Annotated in this window: 17 protein-coding genes; 9 read left to right on the plus strand and 8 right to left on the minus strand. The window is 62.4% G+C overall.

Translation table 11 applies throughout. The features are described 5' to 3' along the window. Positions 1-99: 99 nt before the first annotated feature. Both M1R55_RS14670 and M1R55_RS14675 read right to left on the minus strand, forming a co-directional pair. Positions 100-411 (minus strand): hypothetical protein, encoded by a 312-nt coding sequence (locus M1R55_RS14670; protein WP_249392466.1) that lies wholly within the window; start codon positions 409-411, stop codon positions 100-102. Positions 412-452: 41 nt separating this feature from the next. Then, entirely contained in the window at positions 453-755 is a 303-nt protein-coding gene (locus tag M1R55_RS14675) for a hypothetical protein (protein ID WP_249392467.1), read from the minus strand. A gap of 187 nt (positions 756-942) precedes the next feature. Here M1R55_RS14675 and M1R55_RS14680 point away from each other — a divergent pair, with 187 nt between their 5' ends. Then, a complete protein-coding gene (locus tag M1R55_RS14680) occupies positions 943-1,284 on the plus strand; it encodes a hypothetical protein (RefSeq protein WP_249392468.1) in 342 nt (113 codons plus the stop codon). A 65-nt stretch (positions 1,285-1,349) separates the two neighbouring features. Beyond that, a complete protein-coding gene (gene secD / locus M1R55_RS14685; RefSeq protein ID WP_249392469.1) occupies positions 1,350-3,638 on the plus strand; it encodes a protein translocase subunit SecD in 2,289 nt (762 codons plus the stop codon). A gap of 62 nt (positions 3,639-3,700) precedes the next feature. On the opposite strand, the gene M1R55_RS14690 is transcribed toward secD, so the two are convergent. The 4 genes from M1R55_RS14690 to argJ all read right to left on the minus strand — a co-directional run bounded on the left by M1R55_RS14690 (position 3,701) and on the right by argJ (position 6,939). After that, positions 3,701-4,033: an HNH endonuclease gene (locus M1R55_RS14690; protein WP_249392470.1), complete on the minus strand. Its 333-nt coding sequence runs from the start codon at positions 4,031-4,033 to the stop codon at positions 3,701-3,703. Positions 4,034-4,114: 81 nt separating this feature from the next. Continuing rightward, positions 4,115-4,873, minus strand: a complete 759-nt coding sequence (locus tag M1R55_RS14695) for a tryptophan-rich sensory protein (protein WP_249392471.1) — start codon at positions 4,871-4,873, stop codon at positions 4,115-4,117. A gap of 68 nt (positions 4,874-4,941) precedes the next feature. Beyond that, positions 4,942-5,718 carry a hypothetical protein gene (locus M1R55_RS14700; protein ID WP_249392472.1) on the minus strand — a complete coding sequence of 259 codons (777 nt, stop codon included), beginning with the start codon at positions 5,716-5,718 and terminating at the stop codon, positions 4,942-4,944. Between the two features lie 72 nt (positions 5,719-5,790). Continuing rightward, positions 5,791-6,939, minus strand: a complete 1,149-nt coding sequence (argJ, locus tag M1R55_RS14705) for a bifunctional glutamate N-acetyltransferase/amino-acid acetyltransferase ArgJ (RefSeq protein ID WP_249392473.1) — start codon at positions 6,937-6,939, stop codon at positions 5,791-5,793. A 410-nt stretch (positions 6,940-7,349) separates the two neighbouring features. On the opposite strand from argJ, the gene M1R55_RS14710 reads away from it, so the two are divergent. From M1R55_RS14710 to M1R55_RS14735, 6 genes are all read left to right on the plus strand, one after another. Next, complete coding sequence (locus tag M1R55_RS14710; protein WP_249392474.1) at positions 7,350-8,942, plus strand: GMC family oxidoreductase; 1,593 nt, start codon at positions 7,350-7,352, stop codon at positions 8,940-8,942. Between the two features lie 95 nt (positions 8,943-9,037). Continuing rightward, positions 9,038-9,550: a hypothetical protein gene (locus tag M1R55_RS14715; RefSeq protein WP_249392475.1), complete on the plus strand. Its 513-nt coding sequence runs from the start codon at positions 9,038-9,040 to the stop codon at positions 9,548-9,550. Positions 9,551-9,799: 249 nt separating this feature from the next. After that, the gene (locus M1R55_RS14720) at positions 9,800-10,645 is read left to right on the plus strand and encodes a serine/threonine-protein kinase (RefSeq protein WP_371827116.1); all 846 of its coding nucleotides are present in this window, start codon (positions 9,800-9,802) and stop codon (positions 10,643-10,645) included. Beyond that, positions 10,642-11,541, plus strand: coding sequence for a DNA polymerase III subunit delta (gene holA, locus M1R55_RS14725; RefSeq protein ID WP_249392476.1), 900 nt, complete (start codon positions 10,642-10,644; stop codon positions 11,539-11,541). Before M1R55_RS14720 ends, holA begins: the two co-directional genes overlap by 4 nt. 319 nt (positions 11,542-11,860) lie before the next feature. Beyond that, positions 11,861-12,997 carry an acyl-CoA dehydrogenase family protein gene (locus M1R55_RS14730; RefSeq protein WP_249392477.1) on the plus strand — a complete coding sequence of 379 codons (1,137 nt, stop codon included), beginning with the start codon at positions 11,861-11,863 and terminating at the stop codon, positions 12,995-12,997. A 123-nt stretch (positions 12,998-13,120) separates the two neighbouring features. Next, positions 13,121-13,960 carry an SDR family oxidoreductase gene (locus M1R55_RS14735; protein ID WP_249392478.1) on the plus strand — a complete coding sequence of 280 codons (840 nt, stop codon included), beginning with the start codon at positions 13,121-13,123 and terminating at the stop codon, positions 13,958-13,960. Between the two features lie 108 nt (positions 13,961-14,068). Here the strand turns inward: M1R55_RS14735 and M1R55_RS14740 are convergent, their stop codons facing one another. Together M1R55_RS14740 and M1R55_RS14745 are read right to left on the minus strand one after the other, a co-directional pair. Beyond that, complete coding sequence (locus M1R55_RS14740) at positions 14,069-15,673, minus strand: gamma-glutamyltransferase family protein (RefSeq protein ID WP_249392479.1); 1,605 nt, start codon at positions 15,671-15,673, stop codon at positions 14,069-14,071. 93 nt (positions 15,674-15,766) lie between these two features. Continuing rightward, the gene (locus M1R55_RS14745; RefSeq protein ID WP_249392480.1) at positions 15,767-17,038 is read right to left on the minus strand and encodes an MFS transporter; all 1,272 of its coding nucleotides are present in this window, start codon (positions 17,036-17,038) and stop codon (positions 15,767-15,769) included. A 126-nt stretch (positions 17,039-17,164) separates the two neighbouring features. On the opposite strand from M1R55_RS14745, the gene M1R55_RS14750 reads away from it, so the two are divergent. After that, positions 17,165-17,857, plus strand: coding sequence for a PspA/IM30 family protein (locus M1R55_RS14750; protein ID WP_249392481.1), 693 nt, complete (start codon positions 17,165-17,167; stop codon positions 17,855-17,857). The last annotated feature ends 76 nt before the right edge of the window (positions 17,858-17,933 follow it).

Below are 17,933 nucleotides of genomic sequence, written 5' to 3' on the forward strand. Positions count from 1 at the left end.
AGCGATCAACATCTCGACCCAGTAGCACAAAAGAGAGGCGGCCATCCCCACCGGGACACCGCCTCTCTCTTTGCTTGTTGGATTGACCTGCTCTAGAGCTTAAGCGCCGTCAGTGGGCACTTCTCCACGGGGAGCAGCAGGGGCGGGGCGGTTGTCCGGGCCATTATTGGGGCCATTGCGGGGGCCGTTGTCGGGGCCGCCGCGTCCGTCTCGGTGAGCGCCGCCGCGTGGGCCGCCTGCCATCAGACCAAATTTGGCGTCTGCCGTAGCGCGGGTCAGGCGCTGATCGGCCTTGGCCTGCGTCAGTTTGCCTGCTTTGACCTCTCCGGCCAACTGGGTTTTCAGGGCCGCCAGAGCAGAGGCGCGGAGGGTGGCCGTGCTGACGCCTTTGGCTTTGGCGAGGTCAGCCACCGTTTTCCCGGCTTTGAGCTGCTGGCGCAGGGTGTCGGCGGTCAGACCGAGGGCTTTGGCAACGGCGGCATCGATGACGGCGCGGGGCCGTTGGTTGGGGCACCTTGCGGGCCGCCGCGTTGTCCGGGCTGTTGGGTCTGATTCTGGTTGTTCTGGGTGGGCCGGGCCTGATTGTTCTGGCCCTGAGTAGGACGGGTCTGCTGGGGCTGGTTGCCCTGGGTGCGCTGGGTCTGTACAGCGGGGGCGGTGGGCGTGGTTCCGGCGGCAAAAGCGGCAACGGTGGTCAGGGGCAAGAGGGCGGCGAGAACGGTCAGGGGAAAGCGGGCCAGTTTACGGTTAGTCATGGTGATCTCCTGTGGGGGTGCGGCTGGAAGTGTGTCTGAAGCTCTGTTCCCGGCCACGAGCAAATAATGGGGGCGGCCTGTTAAACAGGGGCGAATGACAAGGAGGAAAGTTCGGAGGCATGCGCCTGCCTCTAAAAGCGTTCCCGGTCAGGAGTCCGACAGACTTGTTTTGATATGCTGCGGCGCTTTGAGACGTTCCGGGTTTCCTCAACATTTCTGGTCGCACGTGCTGGCGTGGCCGGGACTGCTGACGTTGCTGTCGGTATTGGCCGTGCTGCTGGGGTCGCCGCCGCCCACGCCCGAGGCCGGAGCCAGAATATCGGCGGGCAGTGTCGCGCCCGTGTTGCCGGAACTGCGCCCCACGCCTCAGCCGTCGCCGGGTTCGCCCACGCTGACGCCCGCGCCCGCCGAACCGGTGGTGCTGCCGCGTGCGCCTTATGCCGGGGCCGTGGCATTGCCTGTGTGGGACGCGCCGCTGTACAGGATCGACCTGACTGTGTTGGGCCGACGCCAAACCGACGGCGGTTAGGGCGGGTTGAATCTCTCCGACCACCCACACCCCACCTTCCACAACCCACATCAGGAGTTTTCCCTGTGACTTACAGCAATAACCGAAACAACCGCAATAAACGCCCCAATTCACGGAAGGCGGCCCCTACCGGCGCGAACCGCTGGACGGGTCTGCTTCTCCTCCTGGCCCTGCTGGGCAGCTTGCTGTACATCTGGCGGCCCTGGGAACACCGTAACAACCTCTGGACGGTCTGGAACGACCAATATCAATTTATTACGCTGGGCCTCGACCTGAAAGGCGGCCTGAGAATCGAACTGGCCCCCGAAAGCGGCACCGCCACCCGCGAAGACCTCGACCGCGTAAAAACGGTGATCGAGAACCGAATTAATGCGCTGGGCGTGGCCGAACCCACGGTAACGGTCAGCGGCGGCAAGCGCGTGGTCGTGGAGATTCCCGGAGCCACGCCCGCCGTGCAGCAGCGTGCCCGTGAGATCATTCAGCGCACCGCCCGCCTAGAATTCCGAATCGTGCAGCAGGGCGCACAGCCCGACGCCGCATTGCAGGCCAGCAACCCCCGTTCGGGCGGCTACACGCTGGCGCAACTGGGGCCAGTCGAGGCCACGGGCGAAGTGATCGCCAACGCCTCTTCGGCCACCGATCCTCAGTCGGGGCAATGGCTGGTCACCTTCCAGAACACCGATAAGGGCGCGGCCACCTTTGGCGAATTTACGGGCAAAAACGTGCAACGCCTGATGGCGGTTGTGCTGGATGACCAGATTCAGAGTGTGGCCACTATTCAGCAGCGCCTGTTCCGTGACGTGCAGATCAGCGGCAACTTTACGCCTGAAGAAGCCAGCCAGTTGGCGCTGGTACTGAAATCAGGTGCCCTGCCCATCAAGATCAAAACCGAAGCCGAACGCGCCATCGGGCCAACGCTGGGCGCCGACGCCATTCGCAGCGGCGCAATTGCCGCGCTGGTGGGCATCGGGCTGGTGTTCGTCATGCTGTTTTTTTATTACGGCCTGTGGTTCGGCCTCGTGGGCGCATTGGGCCTGCTGTTTTCCAGCATCGTCATTCTGGGCCTGCTGGGCGGGCTGGGTTCCACCCTCACGCTGCCCGGTATCGCCGGACTGGTGCTGACCATCGGCGCGGCAGTCGACGGCAACGTCATTTCCTTCGAGCGTATCAAGGAAGAACTGTACAAAGGCAAAGGCATCAAAAATTCGATCGGAGTGGGCTACGAACACTCCACACTGACCATTCTGGACGTCAACGCCTCGCATTTGCTGTCGGCTCTGGCGCTTTACAACTATTCCAGCGGGCCAGTCAAAGGCTTTGCCGTCACGCTGATGATCGGTGTGGTCGCGTCTACGTTCTCTAACCTGCTGTTTGCCAAATGGGGCATGGAATGGCTCGCCAAGCGCAAGCCCAATATGACCGCGCCGCAGTGGATCAAACCCACCAACATCAACTTCATCAAAGCCGCGCCGATTATTACCACTATCAGCGTGTTGTTGGCCATTGCGGGCAGCATCGTGCTGGCCAACAAGGGCTTAAATTACGGCGTGGACTTTACCAGCGGCACCACACTGGCCATCAAAACCAGCAGTGCCACCTCCACCGAGCAGGTTCGCAACGCCGTTGCAGGCGCAGGGCTGGGCAAAGTGACGGCCCAAAATGCCAGCATTCAGCGCGACATTACCCCTAGCGTCAGCGGCGCAACCTACACCATCAAGGTGCCGCAACTGACCAGCACCGAGGTGCAGACCCTCACCGGGGCCATCGTCAAACTGCCGCAGGGCGAAGTGCAGTCCAGCGAAACGGTGGGGCCAGCGGTAGGTAAAGAACTCACCGACAACACCATCAAGGCCGTGCTGCTGGGCCTCGGCCTGATTCTGATCTACGTGGGCTTCCGCTTCGACTTCATCATGGGTCTGGGCAGTATCGTGGCCGTCCTGCACGACGTGGCCATCGTCATGGGGCTGTATTCGTTGCTGGGGCTGGAGTTTACGATTGCCAGCGTCGCGGCGCTCCTGACCCTGATCGGCTATTCGCTCAACGATTCCATCATCGTGTCTGACCGAATCCGCGAGAATATCCGCGAAATGCGGGGCAAAAGCTACCGCGACATCGTGAATACGTCGATCAACCAGACGCTTTCGCGCACCGTCATGACTTCGGTGGCCACCATGCTGCCGCTCGTCAGCCTGCTGATTTTCGGCGGCCCCGTGCTGCGCGACTTCAGCATGGTCTTGCTGGTGGGCATCCTCATCGGCACCTATTCCAGCATCTACATCGTGGCCCCGCTGGTGGTCTACTTTGAAGAATGGAACCGCAAACGCAAGATCAGGCCCGACGCTGTAAAGGCGTAAGGCACCAAGAGAGAGAGGCGCACCCGTGATGAGGTGCGCCTCTCTTCTTCGTTGTTACCGCTCTACTTCACCTTCACCAATTTACTGACCGGCTGTTTTTTCACCCACTTCACAAATTTGATGACGCCTTCGTTTTCGCTCAGGGCTTCGAGGGTGCTGTACGGCCCCGACAGGTCGGCGTTGGAAAAGGTGCTGTGAACGTAGCCGTGACAGGCCGAGCACAGGCCGACCGTGGGCAAATCCTGCACCTTCATTCCCTTGCGGCGGCCTTGCAGCACGGGCATCAGGTGGTGTTGGGTCAGCGCAGGCGTTTCGCGGTGACACAGAGCACACACCAACGGTTCGGCTTCGGGGAGAGGTTCGGGCCAAGTGGATTCGGAGTTGCGGCGGGCCATAGGTGCAGAGTACGGCACCGGGGCGAAAAAAGAGCGGCGCACTCAGACGAGCAACGCCGCTTTATAGACTGTTTCTCCGCCTTAAACCAACGTATTGCGCCCGCGCCGTGCAGAAGCCGCGCCGCCCAACACGACCACCAACGCCGCAGCCAACGCTACTGCTATGACCACCGTATTCACTTCTGGGCGGGCCGCGTACACGCCGTAGAACGCCCACAGCAGCACCACAGCAAACGCATAATCGCGGAAGCGGGCGAGGAAAAACACGCCGATCAGGGCGGCGATGACCAGCAAGACTGCTGACCACGCCTGTGCGCCTAAACCGAGTGCGCCCTGCGTAACACCTGCGCTGACCAAGAAGGCAGTGATATTGGCAATGGTCGCCACGCTGATCCAGCCCAGATACAGGCTAGTGGGAAGTTGAAGCGTCAGGACTTCTGCGCCCTGTGGTTTCAGGCCGCGCACTGTGAGATACAGCCAGATCAGGCTCGCCAGCAGCGCCAGCATGATGACCACGCTCAGCCCAAAATTCAGGCTCTGGAAGGCAAACAGCCACGCTACGTTCAGCAGATTGCCGAGCAGGAAGGGCCAGAACAAACGGTCATGGCGCAGGCCACGCTGGGCAGGCAAGGCCTGATACACGGCAAACGCCAGCAAGCCCAGGAAGATGTGCCCCCAGATGGCGAAGGTCAGGCCAGCGGGCGTAAACGCGTTGGGCAGGCTGTCGCTGATGTCGCCGTTGCTGTTGCCGAACAGGGGCAGGGCGTTGCTGAGGTAATTCATCACCAGGGTCAGAATTGTGGCGGCTAAGAGTGTGAGTTGTCTGGGAAGTCCGGTCATGGGCGCATCGTAAACAGTAGTAACTGTCTGGGGCTGTCAGAAAGGGCAAGATTCGGGGTAAGGACAGTTTAAGGAATCTTGATGAACCCGCTGCGGCGTAGGCCGACGCTGAATGCTGCCGCCGCCAAAGGCACGAACGAGCGAGATTGCCGCCCCAGCAGGCCCAACGCCAGCGCACCCGCTGCCAGTTGCCGGGTCAATCGAATCTGATCATCGTTCAGCTTGTGACCACCTTGATCGGCCTGGCTGGAAATTCGTTCGGGGGCGATGAGGGTGGCAGCCAAGCCCAACGCGGCGAGGCTCAGCAGATCGGCGGCGGCGCTCCGGCCCTGCCCTGGTCGCAGTGCAGGCGAGAGGGCGGGGGCCAACGTCAGAGCCGCCACTTGGGGCTGGACTTTGCCTGACAGCAGCAAAGCCAAACCGGGCACGAAGGCCGAGAACCTCTCCCCTGTCAGGGCGGCCAAACCCGCCTGCACACCCAAGGCCGCCTCGTCTGCTGGGGTAGGTGTTTGCCCGGTGGTGCCCGCCAGCACACGCAGGCCGCTCATTACACTGACTCCGGCTAAGGGGTTGACCGAGCCGCCGAACAGGGCCACCACTGCGGCCAGGGGTAGGGCAGCGTTGGCGGTATCAGGATGATCAGGGTCAAGCTCGCGGGCGGTGGCCCAGGCGGTAAATCCGGCTCCGCCAATGCCAAGGCTGGCAGGCCAACTGCGCCCAGACAGCCGCGCCGCAACGACGCCCACCAGCAGTCCGGCCACAGCAAAGCGGTTGGAAGGCACAGACGGGTCAATCGGGCGGGCCAACGCGGATTTAGGCGGCATGGACGATGCGGGAGCTGACATAGCCCAAGCTACTCCCCGGACGGTTTGGTGTGGGGGCGCGTGAGTGTTGACTCAATAATGGCCCCCGCCCACTTACGTCGTGTATTCGGCGTTGATACTTACATATTCGGCGCTGAGGTCGCAGCCCCATGCTTCTCCTGCCGCGCTGCCCACGCCCAAGTCGACGTCAAAAATCACTTCATCGGCCTTCATGCTGGCACTGACGGTTTCCGCGTCGTAGGGCAGTGGGCGGCCTGCGAAGACGGGCGTACCCTGCACCGATACCGCCATTTTTTCTATGTTCACGGCGGCACCGCTGCGGCCCACGGCCATAATCACGCGGCCCCAGTTCGGGTCGTTGCCGTGCAGAGCGCTTTTCAGCAGCGGACTGACACAGCAGGTACGGGCGGCGGCGAGGGCTTCGGCTTCGGTGCCGGCTCCGGTTACGCGCACGGTCAGCAGCTTGGTGGCCCCCTCGCCATCGGCGGCGATCTGGCGGGCGAGATCGCGCATGACGCCTTCCAGCGCGGCCAGAAACTCGGCGCTGTCTACCGCCCCGGCTTGCCCGTTGGCCAGCACGAGGGCCATGTCGTTGGTGCTGGTGTCACCGTCTACGGTCACGGCATTGAAGGTGCGGTTCACGATGCCCCCAAAAGCCGTCCGCAGCGCCGTTTGGTCGACCTGCGCGTCGGTGAACGCGAACGCGAACATGGTCGCCATATCGGGGTGAATCATGCCGCTGCCTTTAGCGGTGCCCACGATGGTTGCGCCTGTAGACAGCGTGACCAACACCGTTTTGGGCACCAGGTCGGTGGTCATGATGGCGGCGGCAAAGGAACCGGCTTCCGGTGACAGGTCTTCGGGCAGATGTTCCACGCCGCTCAGCACTTTGTCCATCGGCAGTAAGTGGCCGATGATGCCGGTGCTGGCGGTCAGCACGGCGTCCTGATCCACGTTCAGCACGCTGCCGAGCGCGTCGGCAATATCGGCATTATCGCCCGCCCCGCGTTTGCCTGTGGCGGCGTTGGCGTTTCCGGCATTAACCACGAGGGCACGCACGGGGCCGCCCGCTGCATACACTTCACGGTTGCGCGTCACGCACGCGGCGGCGGTGGTACTGCGCGTGCCCGCGAACGCCCATACACAGTCTGCGTCCGACACTACGCAACTCAAATCCGTTTTGCCACTCGGCTTGATGCCCGCCGCAATGGCCGCCGCCTGAAACCCCTTGGGAAACTGCATGGGAAGGAGTGTAGAGCAAGGGCGCGGGGCGGTTGCGGGGGCTGGTCAGATCGTCAATCCTGGGATCAATCCTGCGAAAAATAGATGTATTGGTGAAGCAGGGGGCGAATCAAGGTATCTGCGGAGTTGTGCCATGACAATGCCAAACACAGGCTCGCCTTGCTTGCGCGGAACCGCTAACCCCATCACTATAATCGTCCCGCGAGTTTCTAACTTGGCGCAGAGGACGAAACTCCGACGCTCACTTCGCCCTCTAAGTCGGAAAGCCGCACCATCAATACCCAACCTCACCCAGTCAGAACAAATTGATCGGTGACGTAGCCGTAAGCGTGAGGGAGCTGCACAGGCCGATCATACGTGTCAAGTCACCAAGAAATCCGCCCCTGACGCGCCCTATACTCGCCCCCAACATGACAACCCAGACCGGAGCAACTGACTTGCGGGCAGACGTGATTATCGTGGGGGCGGGTTCGGGTGGCTGCGTGCTGGCGCGGCGGTTGCTGGATGCCGGGGCACGGGTGCTGCTGCTGGAGGCGGGCGGCTCCGACACCCAACCCGGCACCGGCCTGCTGATCCGTGCGCCCGCCGCCTTTCCCAAACTGTTCAAAACGGGCGTGGACTGGGCCTTCGACACCGTGGAGCAGCCCCATGCGGGCGGGCGGCGCTTTTACTGGCCGCGTGGCAAGGTGCTGGGCGGCAGCAGCGCCATCAATGCCACCATCTATATTCGTGGATCGAAGGCCGATTTTGACGGCTGGGGCGAAGGCTGGCGCTGGGATGATGTGCTGCCCGCCTTCCGCAGCATCGAAAAGTTTACGGGCGAGGCGGGTGAGTTTCGGGGTGACGCTGGGGAATTGGCGGTGGGCCACCGGGCCGCGTCGCATGACCTGAGCCACGCCTTCGTGCAGGCGGCGAGCGGCGTGCTGGGCGTGCCAGCCATGTCCAGTTTCAATCACGGCACGCTGGAGGGCGCGGGCATTCTGGAAAGCAACCACCACCGGGGCGAGCGGCAAAGTGCGTTCCGGGCGTTCCTGCGGCCTGTGATGAATCATCCGAATCTGACGGTGCTGACCGGGGCACGGGTGCTGGAACTGCTCTGGGAAGGCAAGCGGGCGGTGGGTGTGCGTTTGCGCTGGCGGGGGCGCACGCTGGACGCCCCGGCGGGGGGCGTGGTGCTGGCGGCGGGCGCGGTACAAACGCCGCAACTGCTGATGCTGTCGGGCGTGGGGCCAAAAGAGGAACTGACGCGGCACGGCATCAGTGTGCGCGTGAATCTGCCGGGCGTGGGCGGAGGCCTTCAGGATCATCTGGCCGTGCCCGTCATCTTCCGGTCAAAGGTGCAATCGCTGGATGGAGGCTCGGAGGGGGCCGCCTTCGCGCAATGGTTGCTGAACCGCACCGGGCCGCTCGCCAGCAATGTTGCCGAGGCCAGTGCGTTCGTGCGTTCTGGGCCGGACTTGCAACACGCCGATTTGCAATATCACTTCGGCCCGGCCTATTTCCGCGATCACGGGTTTCAGCGGGCAGACGGCTGGCATTTTTCGGTTGGCCCGGTGCTGGTAGAGCCGTACAGCAGTGGGCGCATCGGCCTCATCAGTGCTGACCCGTTGGCCGCGCCGCGCATAGACCCGCGCTACCTCAGCGATGGGCGCGATCTGCGGGCGCTGGTGTCAGGCGTGCGGCAGGCGCGCGACATTGGGGCGGGTGAGGGCTTGCGGCAGATGAACACAGGCGAGGTCTTGCCGGGCAACGCAGCGACTTCTGATACAGAGTTGGCCGAGTATGTGCGGCAGGAATGCGCCACTCTGTATCATCCGGTGGGAACAGCGGCGCTGGGGGATGGAGACGACGCGGTGGTCGACCGGAGGCTGGCAGTGCGGGACACGCAGGGGTTGTGGGTAGCCGACGCGTCCGTGATGCCGCGCATCATTCATGCCAATACCAACGCCACGAGCATGATGATTGGGGCACGGGCCGCCAAATTTGTAGGTAAAAACAGCTGAATCAGGGTGTCAGTTGACTGAATTTTGATGGCAATCGCACGTTCCTCACCTGCGATTCATGAGGAGGCTGGCCGGGTTGGGTAGGGTAGTGAGACATGAAGCACGCGCTCCTCTCCCTGACCCTGATGATGGGCCTCGCGTTCGCCGCGCCCGTCAACCTTCCTAATCTACCTGTAACGGTAGAGCCGAACGCCAAACTTGCAGAGCTGAACCAGTCGTTCCTCCAGAGTACGTTCCCTAATCCGGCCACCCGCCCGGCCTATGTGTTTATTACCGAAGACCGCAAAGTCACTGTGGCCTTTGAATGGCGCGAAAGCCGACTGGCCGCTAACGAAATAGAGGGCCTGGTCGCGCAGTTTCCCGCTGTGATTCGCTCTCAGGTCACGGGGATCAAGTCGCTGAAAGCCAACCTGATGCAATTTGGCGGTGGGTCGTGGGCACAGTTCGTGTTTACCACACCCGGCAAAGGTGACGATCAGCGCCGTGAACTGTTGGTAACGAGTGCGGGCAGCCGGATGCTCGTCGTGACCATTTCCGGCAATGTGAAGGACTACAGTAGAAATGAAGCTGTGGTGCGGAATCTGGCGAACAGCATCCGCGTCAACTAAGGTTGAGTGTGGCATCGAGGCCTGCTTCAGCGTCGGGGCGGCTAGTTCGGTCTCTCTGGCGTAGGCTTCACGCATCCTCTAATTTTGGTTCACCCTACATTTTGTGACCGTATATCTTCCTCACTGAACGAGCTTGATGGGTCTGCCAAGAACTTGTGTATCCGCAATCCTACGGTTGAAAGCGGTACAGACTGTTGAACTGGGCAGTGTGCTACTACCATGTACATTTTTCGTGGTTAAATAGAACGAGTGTTAGATTTATCTGGTTCGCAACCTATCCAAACCCCGCGCACTATTGCAGCGCGGGGCGGTGTCCTGAGCGAAATAGGCGAGTGGCGCGGCCAGAGTGTCTTTGTCAAGACCCTGCTCACTTCTGATCCTGATGTTCGCGAGCGCTTTAAGCATGAGGGCCAGATTGCCGCCATGCTCGAACACCCGTTGGTCGTGCCGCTGCTGGCACGAACACCCACCCAATTGCTGTTCCCCTTTATTCCCGGCGGCACGTTGCGGGATCTGGCACTCTGCGGCCCCATGTCAGCAGATGAGGCGAGCGCGGTAGCGATGGGCGTGCTGCACGCCACGGCCCACCTCCACTCGCGGGGCGTTACGCACCAAGACTTGAAGCCGGAAAATGTATTGCTGATGCGCGGGCCAGTGCGGGCAGCCTCGGTGCGGGTCATCGACTTCGGCATGAGCCACGCCCTTAGCCTGCCCCTCGACATTCACAGCGGCACCCGGATGGGCACGCCGCATTTTATGGCTCCAGAACAGTTTAAAGGCGTGCGCGGCGACCCCCGCAGCGACCTGTATTCGGTGGCCGTGCTGATGTTCGACTGTTTGGCCGGACATCCGCCCTACGAAGACGCACTGGGGTGGCTGGTGGGCATCCACGAGCGCCGCGCCGCCTTGCCCGGCCCGCCCGAACTGCATCCGGTGATGTTGGCGGCCCTTGACCGTAACCCCAGTGGCCGCCAAAACAGCGCCGCCGAGATGCTGCAACAACTCTGCGCGGTTCGGCGGCAGTTGGGCTTTTCGGTCAGTGGGCCTTATGAGACAGCGCTGACCCAAGGCGACACGGTAGGAGAAACCGCTTGAGCCTGCTGGTGTTTACGGGCAACCGCTTTCTGGCCGAAGAAACCATGCGCGACACCCTGACCGCGCGTGGCCTGAATCCACGAGAATTGCCTCGAATGGGCGGCGACGATGTGACTGCTGAAGCTTTGCGCCCCCACCTGTCGCCCGGACTGTTTGGAGACGGCGGCGTGATCGTGGATCTTGATGGCGTGAAGCCAGATAAGGCGCTGCTGGAATTGTTGGCCTCTGCAGAAGTGACCGTCGCCATTTTGGATGAAACTCCGCCTGCCACGCGCCTGAAGGCTTATAGCGTGGGCGAACAGATCGCGTCGGCGGCTCCGGCCAAAGCGGGCGAGGTGGCTGGATGGGTGACTCTGCGGGCCAAGAAAATGGGCATCAAGCTCGATAAAGACGCCGCCCTGTATTTGGCCGAAGTGTTCGGGGCCGACCTTGCGGGCATCGCGTCTGAATTGACCAAACTGACGCTGATAGACGGGCCATTTGCTAAGGACGCTGTACAGCGCGTGGTAGGCCGCGAGCCGCCCGGAGACAGCTTTGCCATGTTGGGTGCAGCGACGGCGGGGCGTCCGGGCGAAGCCGTGATGCAACTGCGCCGCTTGATTGCGTCGGGGGAAGACCCTTTTAAGCTGATGGGCGCGGTGGTCTGGCAATACGCACTGGTGGCCCGCTGCGTGGCGCTTTTGCAGGAGGAAGGCAGAGTGACTGAAGCTGCTGCTGCCCAACGCTTGGGTGTGAAACCCTACCCGGCGAAGAAGGCACTGGACGTGGCCCGCCGCCTGAACGAGACCAAGATTCGCGCTCATCTGGGCCGGATTCTGGATGCAGACCTGGCGATGAAGCGCGGGATGGATGCGAATGTGACGATGGAACGGCTGATGGTGCAATTGAGCTTGTAGGCGTGACGGGTGACAGTGAGATGCTTGTTTGTGGAGCTTCTTCTCTGTTATTCCGAATTATGTTTTTATGATTTTGGCCGGGAGCTACTTAGCGCCAATTTATAGGCAGGAGCGAACGGAACCCTCTGCTCTCGCCTATAAATTGGCCTATGTACTTGTTATTCCATACTAACTTCCAAGACGGCGCTCTGCCATGAGCCCAAACTCCGTGCCAACTGCTCCACACGCCCCTCTCTCACACGCCTGAATCTGATAGATTGAACTCAGTTCAAAACCTTCTCCCCCATCTCGTGATACAGCCAGACCTACAGGAGCGTATATGGATTTCACCTTGTCTGACGAGCAACGCCAGTTGCAACAACTTGCCCGCGATTTTGCCCGCAAGGAAATTATTCCGATTGCCGCCGAATACGACCAGCGCGAAGAATTGCCCTGGCAGGTAGTGGAAAAAGCCTTTGAAGTGGGCCTGCTGAACACGGCCATTCCCGAACACGCGGGCGGGCTGGGATTGGGGATGCTCGACGAATGCCTGATCGGTGAGGAATTGGCCTACGGCTGCATGGGCATCTACACCATCCTGATGGCCTCTGAACTGGGAATTACGCCGATTCTGGTGGGGGGCACTGAGGAGCAGCAGGCGAGGTTTTTGGGGCCGATGACCGAGAAAGCCAGCCTCGCCGCCTTCGCCCTTAGCGAACCCAACAACGGGTCGGACGCCGCTGCCATGCACACGACGGCTGTGCTGGACGGCGACGAATGGGTCATCAATGGCACCAAAATGTGGATCAGCAATGGCGGCATGGCCGAAGTAACAGTAGTGTTTGCCACGACAGACCGACAGGGCGGGCATAAAGCCAGCGTAGCCCTGGTGGTGCCCAAAGATGCCCCCGGCTTCAGCTACAACAAGATCAAGCACAAGATGGGCCAGCGGGCCAGCCTGACCAGCGAACTGGTGTTTGAAAATGTGCGTGTGCCACGTGAAAACCAGTTGGGTGGATTGGGCGACGGCTTCAAGATCGCCATGAAGACGCTGGACAAGACCCGCATCCCCGTCGCCGCCGGTTCGGTGGGCATCGCGCGGCGGGCGCTGGATGAATCGGTGAAGTATGCCAAGGCGCGGGAAGCCTTCGGGAAGCCGATTTCCACGTTTCAGGCCATTCAATTTAAGATCGCGGAAATGGCGATGGGCATAGAAACGGGCCGCCTGATGTACCAGAAAGCCGCGTGGCTGGTGGATCAGGGGCAAGCGCACGGGTTCGAGAGCGCCATTGCCAAGGCCTACTGCTCCGAAATGGCCTTCGACGCCGCCAACGAGGCGATTCAGGTTCACGGCGGCTACGGTTACGTGGGCGAATATCCAGTAGAAAAACTGCTGCGCGACGTGAAACTGAACCAGATTTACGAGGGAACCAACGAAATTCAGCGCGTGATCATCAGTCGTCAATTGTTGAAGTAAGCGGGATAGATGCAGGGCCGTGAACTCTTACTCAGTTCACGGCCCTGCTCGTTTGCCTCGCTCTCTCCTCACATTGTCAGGGTTCCCGCTCCACACGCCGTCTGCGCCACCTATGCTACTGCTATGAATTACGGCGATCTGGCAGGCAAAACAGTGTTGGTCACGGGGGCCACCAACGGCATCGGGCTGGTGACGGCGCGGGAATTGGCGGGCCGGGGCGCACGGGTGACCATCGTGGGGCGCGACGCCGCCAAAACCGAGCGGGTGGCGCGAGAAGTGAACGCGGTGGGCACGATTTTAGCCGATCTGAGCGAACTGAAGCAGGTGCGCCGCGCCGCCGCCGAGTTCGCGGAGAAAAATACTGCGCTGGACGTGCTGGTCAACAATGCCGGGGCGTTTTACTCCAAGCGGCAGGAATCGCGGGAGGGCATAGAACTGACCTGGGCGCTGAACCATCTGGCCCCGTTTTTGCTGACCCAGGAGCTTTTGCCGTTGCTGCGGGTCGCGGCGGGCGCACGGGTCATCACGGTGGCGTCGGCGGCGCACGGCATGGGCCGAATCCGCTTTGAAGACCCCGAGTTCCGCACCGGCTACAGCGGATGGGCGGCCTACAGCCAGAGCAAACTCGCCAATATCCTGTTTGCCCGCGAACTGGCGCGCCGCGAACCAGAGTTGCTCAGCAACAGCCTGCACCCCGGCATGGTTCGCAGCGGATTTGCCCACAACAACGGCGGCGCGGCTTCCCTGCTGTGGGGCGTCATAGACCGCTTTGCCATCTCGCCGGAGGAAGGGGCCAAGACCACCGTGCATCTGGCAACAGAGGGGGGCGACGGCATTACCGGGCGTTACTACAGCAACAGCCGGGACACGCTGCCCACCTCTCAAGCCTTGGATGACGGCGCGGCGGCACGGCTTTGGGCGCTGAGTGAACGGTATGTGGGCGGGGCGGTGTTGGCCGGCTGAGGGATGGTACTGACGACCAACAGCTTTAGGCTTTTCCAGCTTCTCCCAGAGTGGTATACTAGCGGCCACCACACCTTTTACACGGCCTCGCTTCCACGCTCTATCGGCTCACCACGCCGCGATATGCCCGTCCGTCCGGCTCTCCGTGCCGCCTTCCAACACCCCCGTTTCTGGGTTGCGGCGGATCATCTGACCCCGGCCAAACGAGCCGGAATCGAGCTGCACACGCACGTCATGGCCGAGTGCAGCCAGAGCGCAGGCGGTGGCGGCGGGCAGGCTATGCTCCACTTCTACAATGCGGCCCGCCAGCCATTGCCAACGCGGGGCATCCAGCGCTTGCTGGGGGTTCATGCCGTAGCGCACGGTATTCAGAACCACTTGCAGCTGGCCTTGCGGCTGCATAAATCCGCCCATGACCCCAAACGGGCCAACCGGTGTGCCGTCAGTGCGACTCAGGAAACCGGGAATGATGGTGTGGTACGGGCGGCGTCCGGGCGCGAGGGCGTTGGGATGGCCCGGCTGAAGGCTGAAGTTATGGCCCCGGTTGTGCAACGCGATGCCCGTGCCGGGGATGACGACACCGCTGCCAAAGCCCATGTAATTGCTCTGGATCAGGCTGACCATCTGGCCTTCTTCGTCGGCGGTGGCGAGGTACACCGTGCCACCCGTGCTGGGCGCGTGGGTACTGGGATCGTGGGCAGCGGGGCCGATGTGGGCGCGGTGGGCGGCGGCGTTGGCGCTGGAGAGCAGGTGGGCGGCGTCTATGTGCACTTGGCGCGGATCACCAACGTAAGCGTGGGCGTCGTGGAATCCGCGTTTCATGGCCTCTATCTGCAGATGCAGGCCCGCCGGGTCGCCGGAGTGGTCGGGCAGCGGCAGGCCGTCCAGCACGTTCAGCGCGATCAGGGCGGCAATCCCCTGACCGTTGGGCGGAATCTCGTGGACGCGGTGGCCCAGGTAATCGGCAGAAATGGGCGTGACCCACTCGGACTCGTGGGCGGCGAGGTCGGAGGAGCGGAGGAGCCCGCCTGTGGCGCGAGCGTGGGCATCTATTTGGGCCGCCAGATCGCCCTCATAAAACGACGCGCCGTGTGTGGCGGCAATCGCTTCCAGTGTGCGGGCGTGGGCCTCGCTGCGCCACAGGGCACCGGGCGTGGGTGTAAAACCGGACGGAGCAAAGGTACGGAACCATTCTTCTAACAGGGGCAGATTCAGGCTGCCGTAAAGGCGGATGGCCCGCGCCCAACCCGCCGCCAGCACAGGCGACAGCGGATAGCCCTCGCGGGCATAGGCGATAGCAGGGGCCAGCACCGCCGCAAAAGGCAGGCGGCCAAAGCGGGCGTGCAGGTCGGCCCAGCCACGCACTGCGCCGGGCACGGTCACGGGCGTCCAGCCGTGCCTGGGCATCTGGCCCCCGTGCCGCTCCTCCAGGGCATCCAGACTGAGGGCTGCCGGAGCCGCGCCGCTGGCGTTCAGGCCGTGCAACTCTCCCGCGTCCCAGACCAACGCGAACAGGTCGCCGCCGATGCCGTTGCTGGTCGGCTCCAGCACCGTCAGGGCGGCGGCAGTGGCGATGGCTGCATCTACGGCATTTCCGCCCGCTGCCAGCGCACTCTGGCCCGCCTGCGCCGCCAGCGGTTGTGAGGTCGCCACCATGCCGCGCCGCGCATACACCGGACGCCGCGCCACCGGAAATTCAGGTTGAAACGTCATGGTCGGAGCTTAGAGCATAGGCGGGTTGACAGACTCTTGATAAAAGCTATCTGGTGCAGGCGAAGTAAACGGCCCAGCTCACGGCATTGAAGTTTACGCTGCCGCCGCCCGTACGCTCGGCTGCCGGGTCACGCCCAAGGCCAGGCCCGCCGCCAAGATCGCCAGCACTCCAGCCGCCAGAAAAGCCGGGCCATAGGTGCCCAACGATTCACGAACCAGACCACCCAGCGCAGTAGCAGAAGCCGCGCCCACCTGGTGCGAGAAGAACACCCAGCCGTACACCGTGCCCACGTTGGCCGTGCCGAAAGTACGGGCGGTGAGGGCCACGGTGGGCGGAACGGTGGCGATGTAATCCAGCCCGAACAACACGGCAAAAAACACCAGACCTGTGCCGGGCGGCAACAGTGGCAGTGCCAGCAGACTCAAGCCCCGGAACGCGTAATAGGCGGCCAGCAGCAGGCGCGGGTCGACCCGGTCGGTCAGGTAGCCGCTGCCCAGCGTGCCCACAAAGTTGAACGCTCCCATTAGGGCCAGCATTCCAGCAGCGTAGCCAGCGGTGAGGCCCAAGTCGCCGCAGTAAGCAATGAAATGCGTCCCAATGATGCCGTTACTGGTGGCTCCACAGACCAGAAAAGTGATGCTGAGCAACCAGAAATCCCGCGAACGCAGCGCCCGGCGCATCACACTCCCATCGGGTTTGGCAGGCACAACCACCGGGGCGGCAGGATCGAGCGGGCGGCCATCCATACCAAGGCCCACTTCTGCCGGACGGTCACGCAGCAAGGCCCAGAACAGGGGCGTCAGCAGCAGCGCCAGCAGCCCGATGCCTGCACTGGCCCAACGCCACCCGGCTCCCTGGGCGGCCAGAGTGAGCAGCGGAATAAACATCAGTTGGCCCGCACTGGTGGCGGCCCCGAAGACACCCGTGACCAGACCGCGCTGCGACTGAAACCAGCGGGCCGCCACAGTCGCTCCCAGCACGCTGCCCACGAGGCCTGTGCCGAGGCCGCTCAGCACTCCCCAGAGAATAAACAGATGCGCCTCAGTGCGGATCAGGGCGCTGAGGCCGAACGACAGGGCGACCAACAGCAGGCCAAACGTAGCGACTCGGCGCGGCCCGTGCCTGTCCATCAGGTAGCCGCTGAGGGGTGCGCCGAGGCCGAACATCAGCAGGCCCACGCTGACCGCTGCGCTGAGGGTGGTCAGGCTGAAGCCGGTGCCGACTTCCATCGGTTTCAGGAAGACGCCGGGCGCTGACCTTGCTCCGGCGGCCAGCAACAGCGCGGCAATGGTGATGGCCACGATAATTCCGGCCCGGCCCCGCATCATGCCGCCGCCCGATTTGCCCGCTCCTGCTTTCATCATGCCTTGACTTTACCTTGATGCTCTGGTGTTGTCTGCGACCAATGGAACCACAGGTGGCGTGTGTGCGTAATGATAGCCGGGCTACTGACCACATTTTGTCGTCCAACCACTTCAGGAGGCACCACCATGACTATTCTTGACCGCTTGTCCCGTCTGCTCCGCTCCAACGTCAACGACCTGATCAGCAAGGCCGAAGACCCCACCAAAATTATCGAGCAGGCCCTGCAAGACATGCGGGCCGCGTACACCGACGCCCGCAGCGAAGTGGCCGGAGCCATGAGCCAGAACGCCAAGCTTGACCGCGAGGCCAGCACCAACCGCAAATTGGCCGCCGAGTACGAGAAAAAAGCCGAAGAAGCTCTGCGAGGCGGCAGCGAAGATCTGGCCCGCGAAGCCCTGCGCCGCGCCCAGAACCACAAAGACTTGGCCGCCGGATTTGGTGAGCAGGTCGCTGTGCAGAGCAGCACCGTAGACGCTCTGAAAACCCAGCTGCGGGCGCTGGAAGCCAAGATTGACGAAATGGAATCGAAGAAAACCTTGCTGGCCGCACGCCAGAGCACCGCGCAGGCTGGCGCGACGCTTGACCGCGTATCGGGCTTTGGCAAAGCAGGCGGCGCAATGGACGCCTTCGAGGACATGGAAGAAAAAGTGGCGGGCATGGAAGACCGCAACAAGGCGATGGGCGACCTGCGCAAAGACAACGACTTTGACGCCCAGTTGAAAGACTTGGGCCGCGACAAGGATCTGGACGACGCGATGTCGGCCCTGAAGGCTAAAGTGCAGGGCAACCAGAACTTGAGCAAAACTGAGCAGGAATAAAATAGGGCGCAAGCATCAAGGATGTGAAGGGGGCGGCGACGATGGATGTTGCCGCCTTTCTTCTTTGTTGGACGCT

This window comes from Deinococcus sp. QL22 (assembly GCF_023370075.1).
In the GTDB taxonomy this organism is placed as follows: domain Bacteria; phylum Deinococcota; class Deinococci; order Deinococcales; family Deinococcaceae; genus Deinococcus.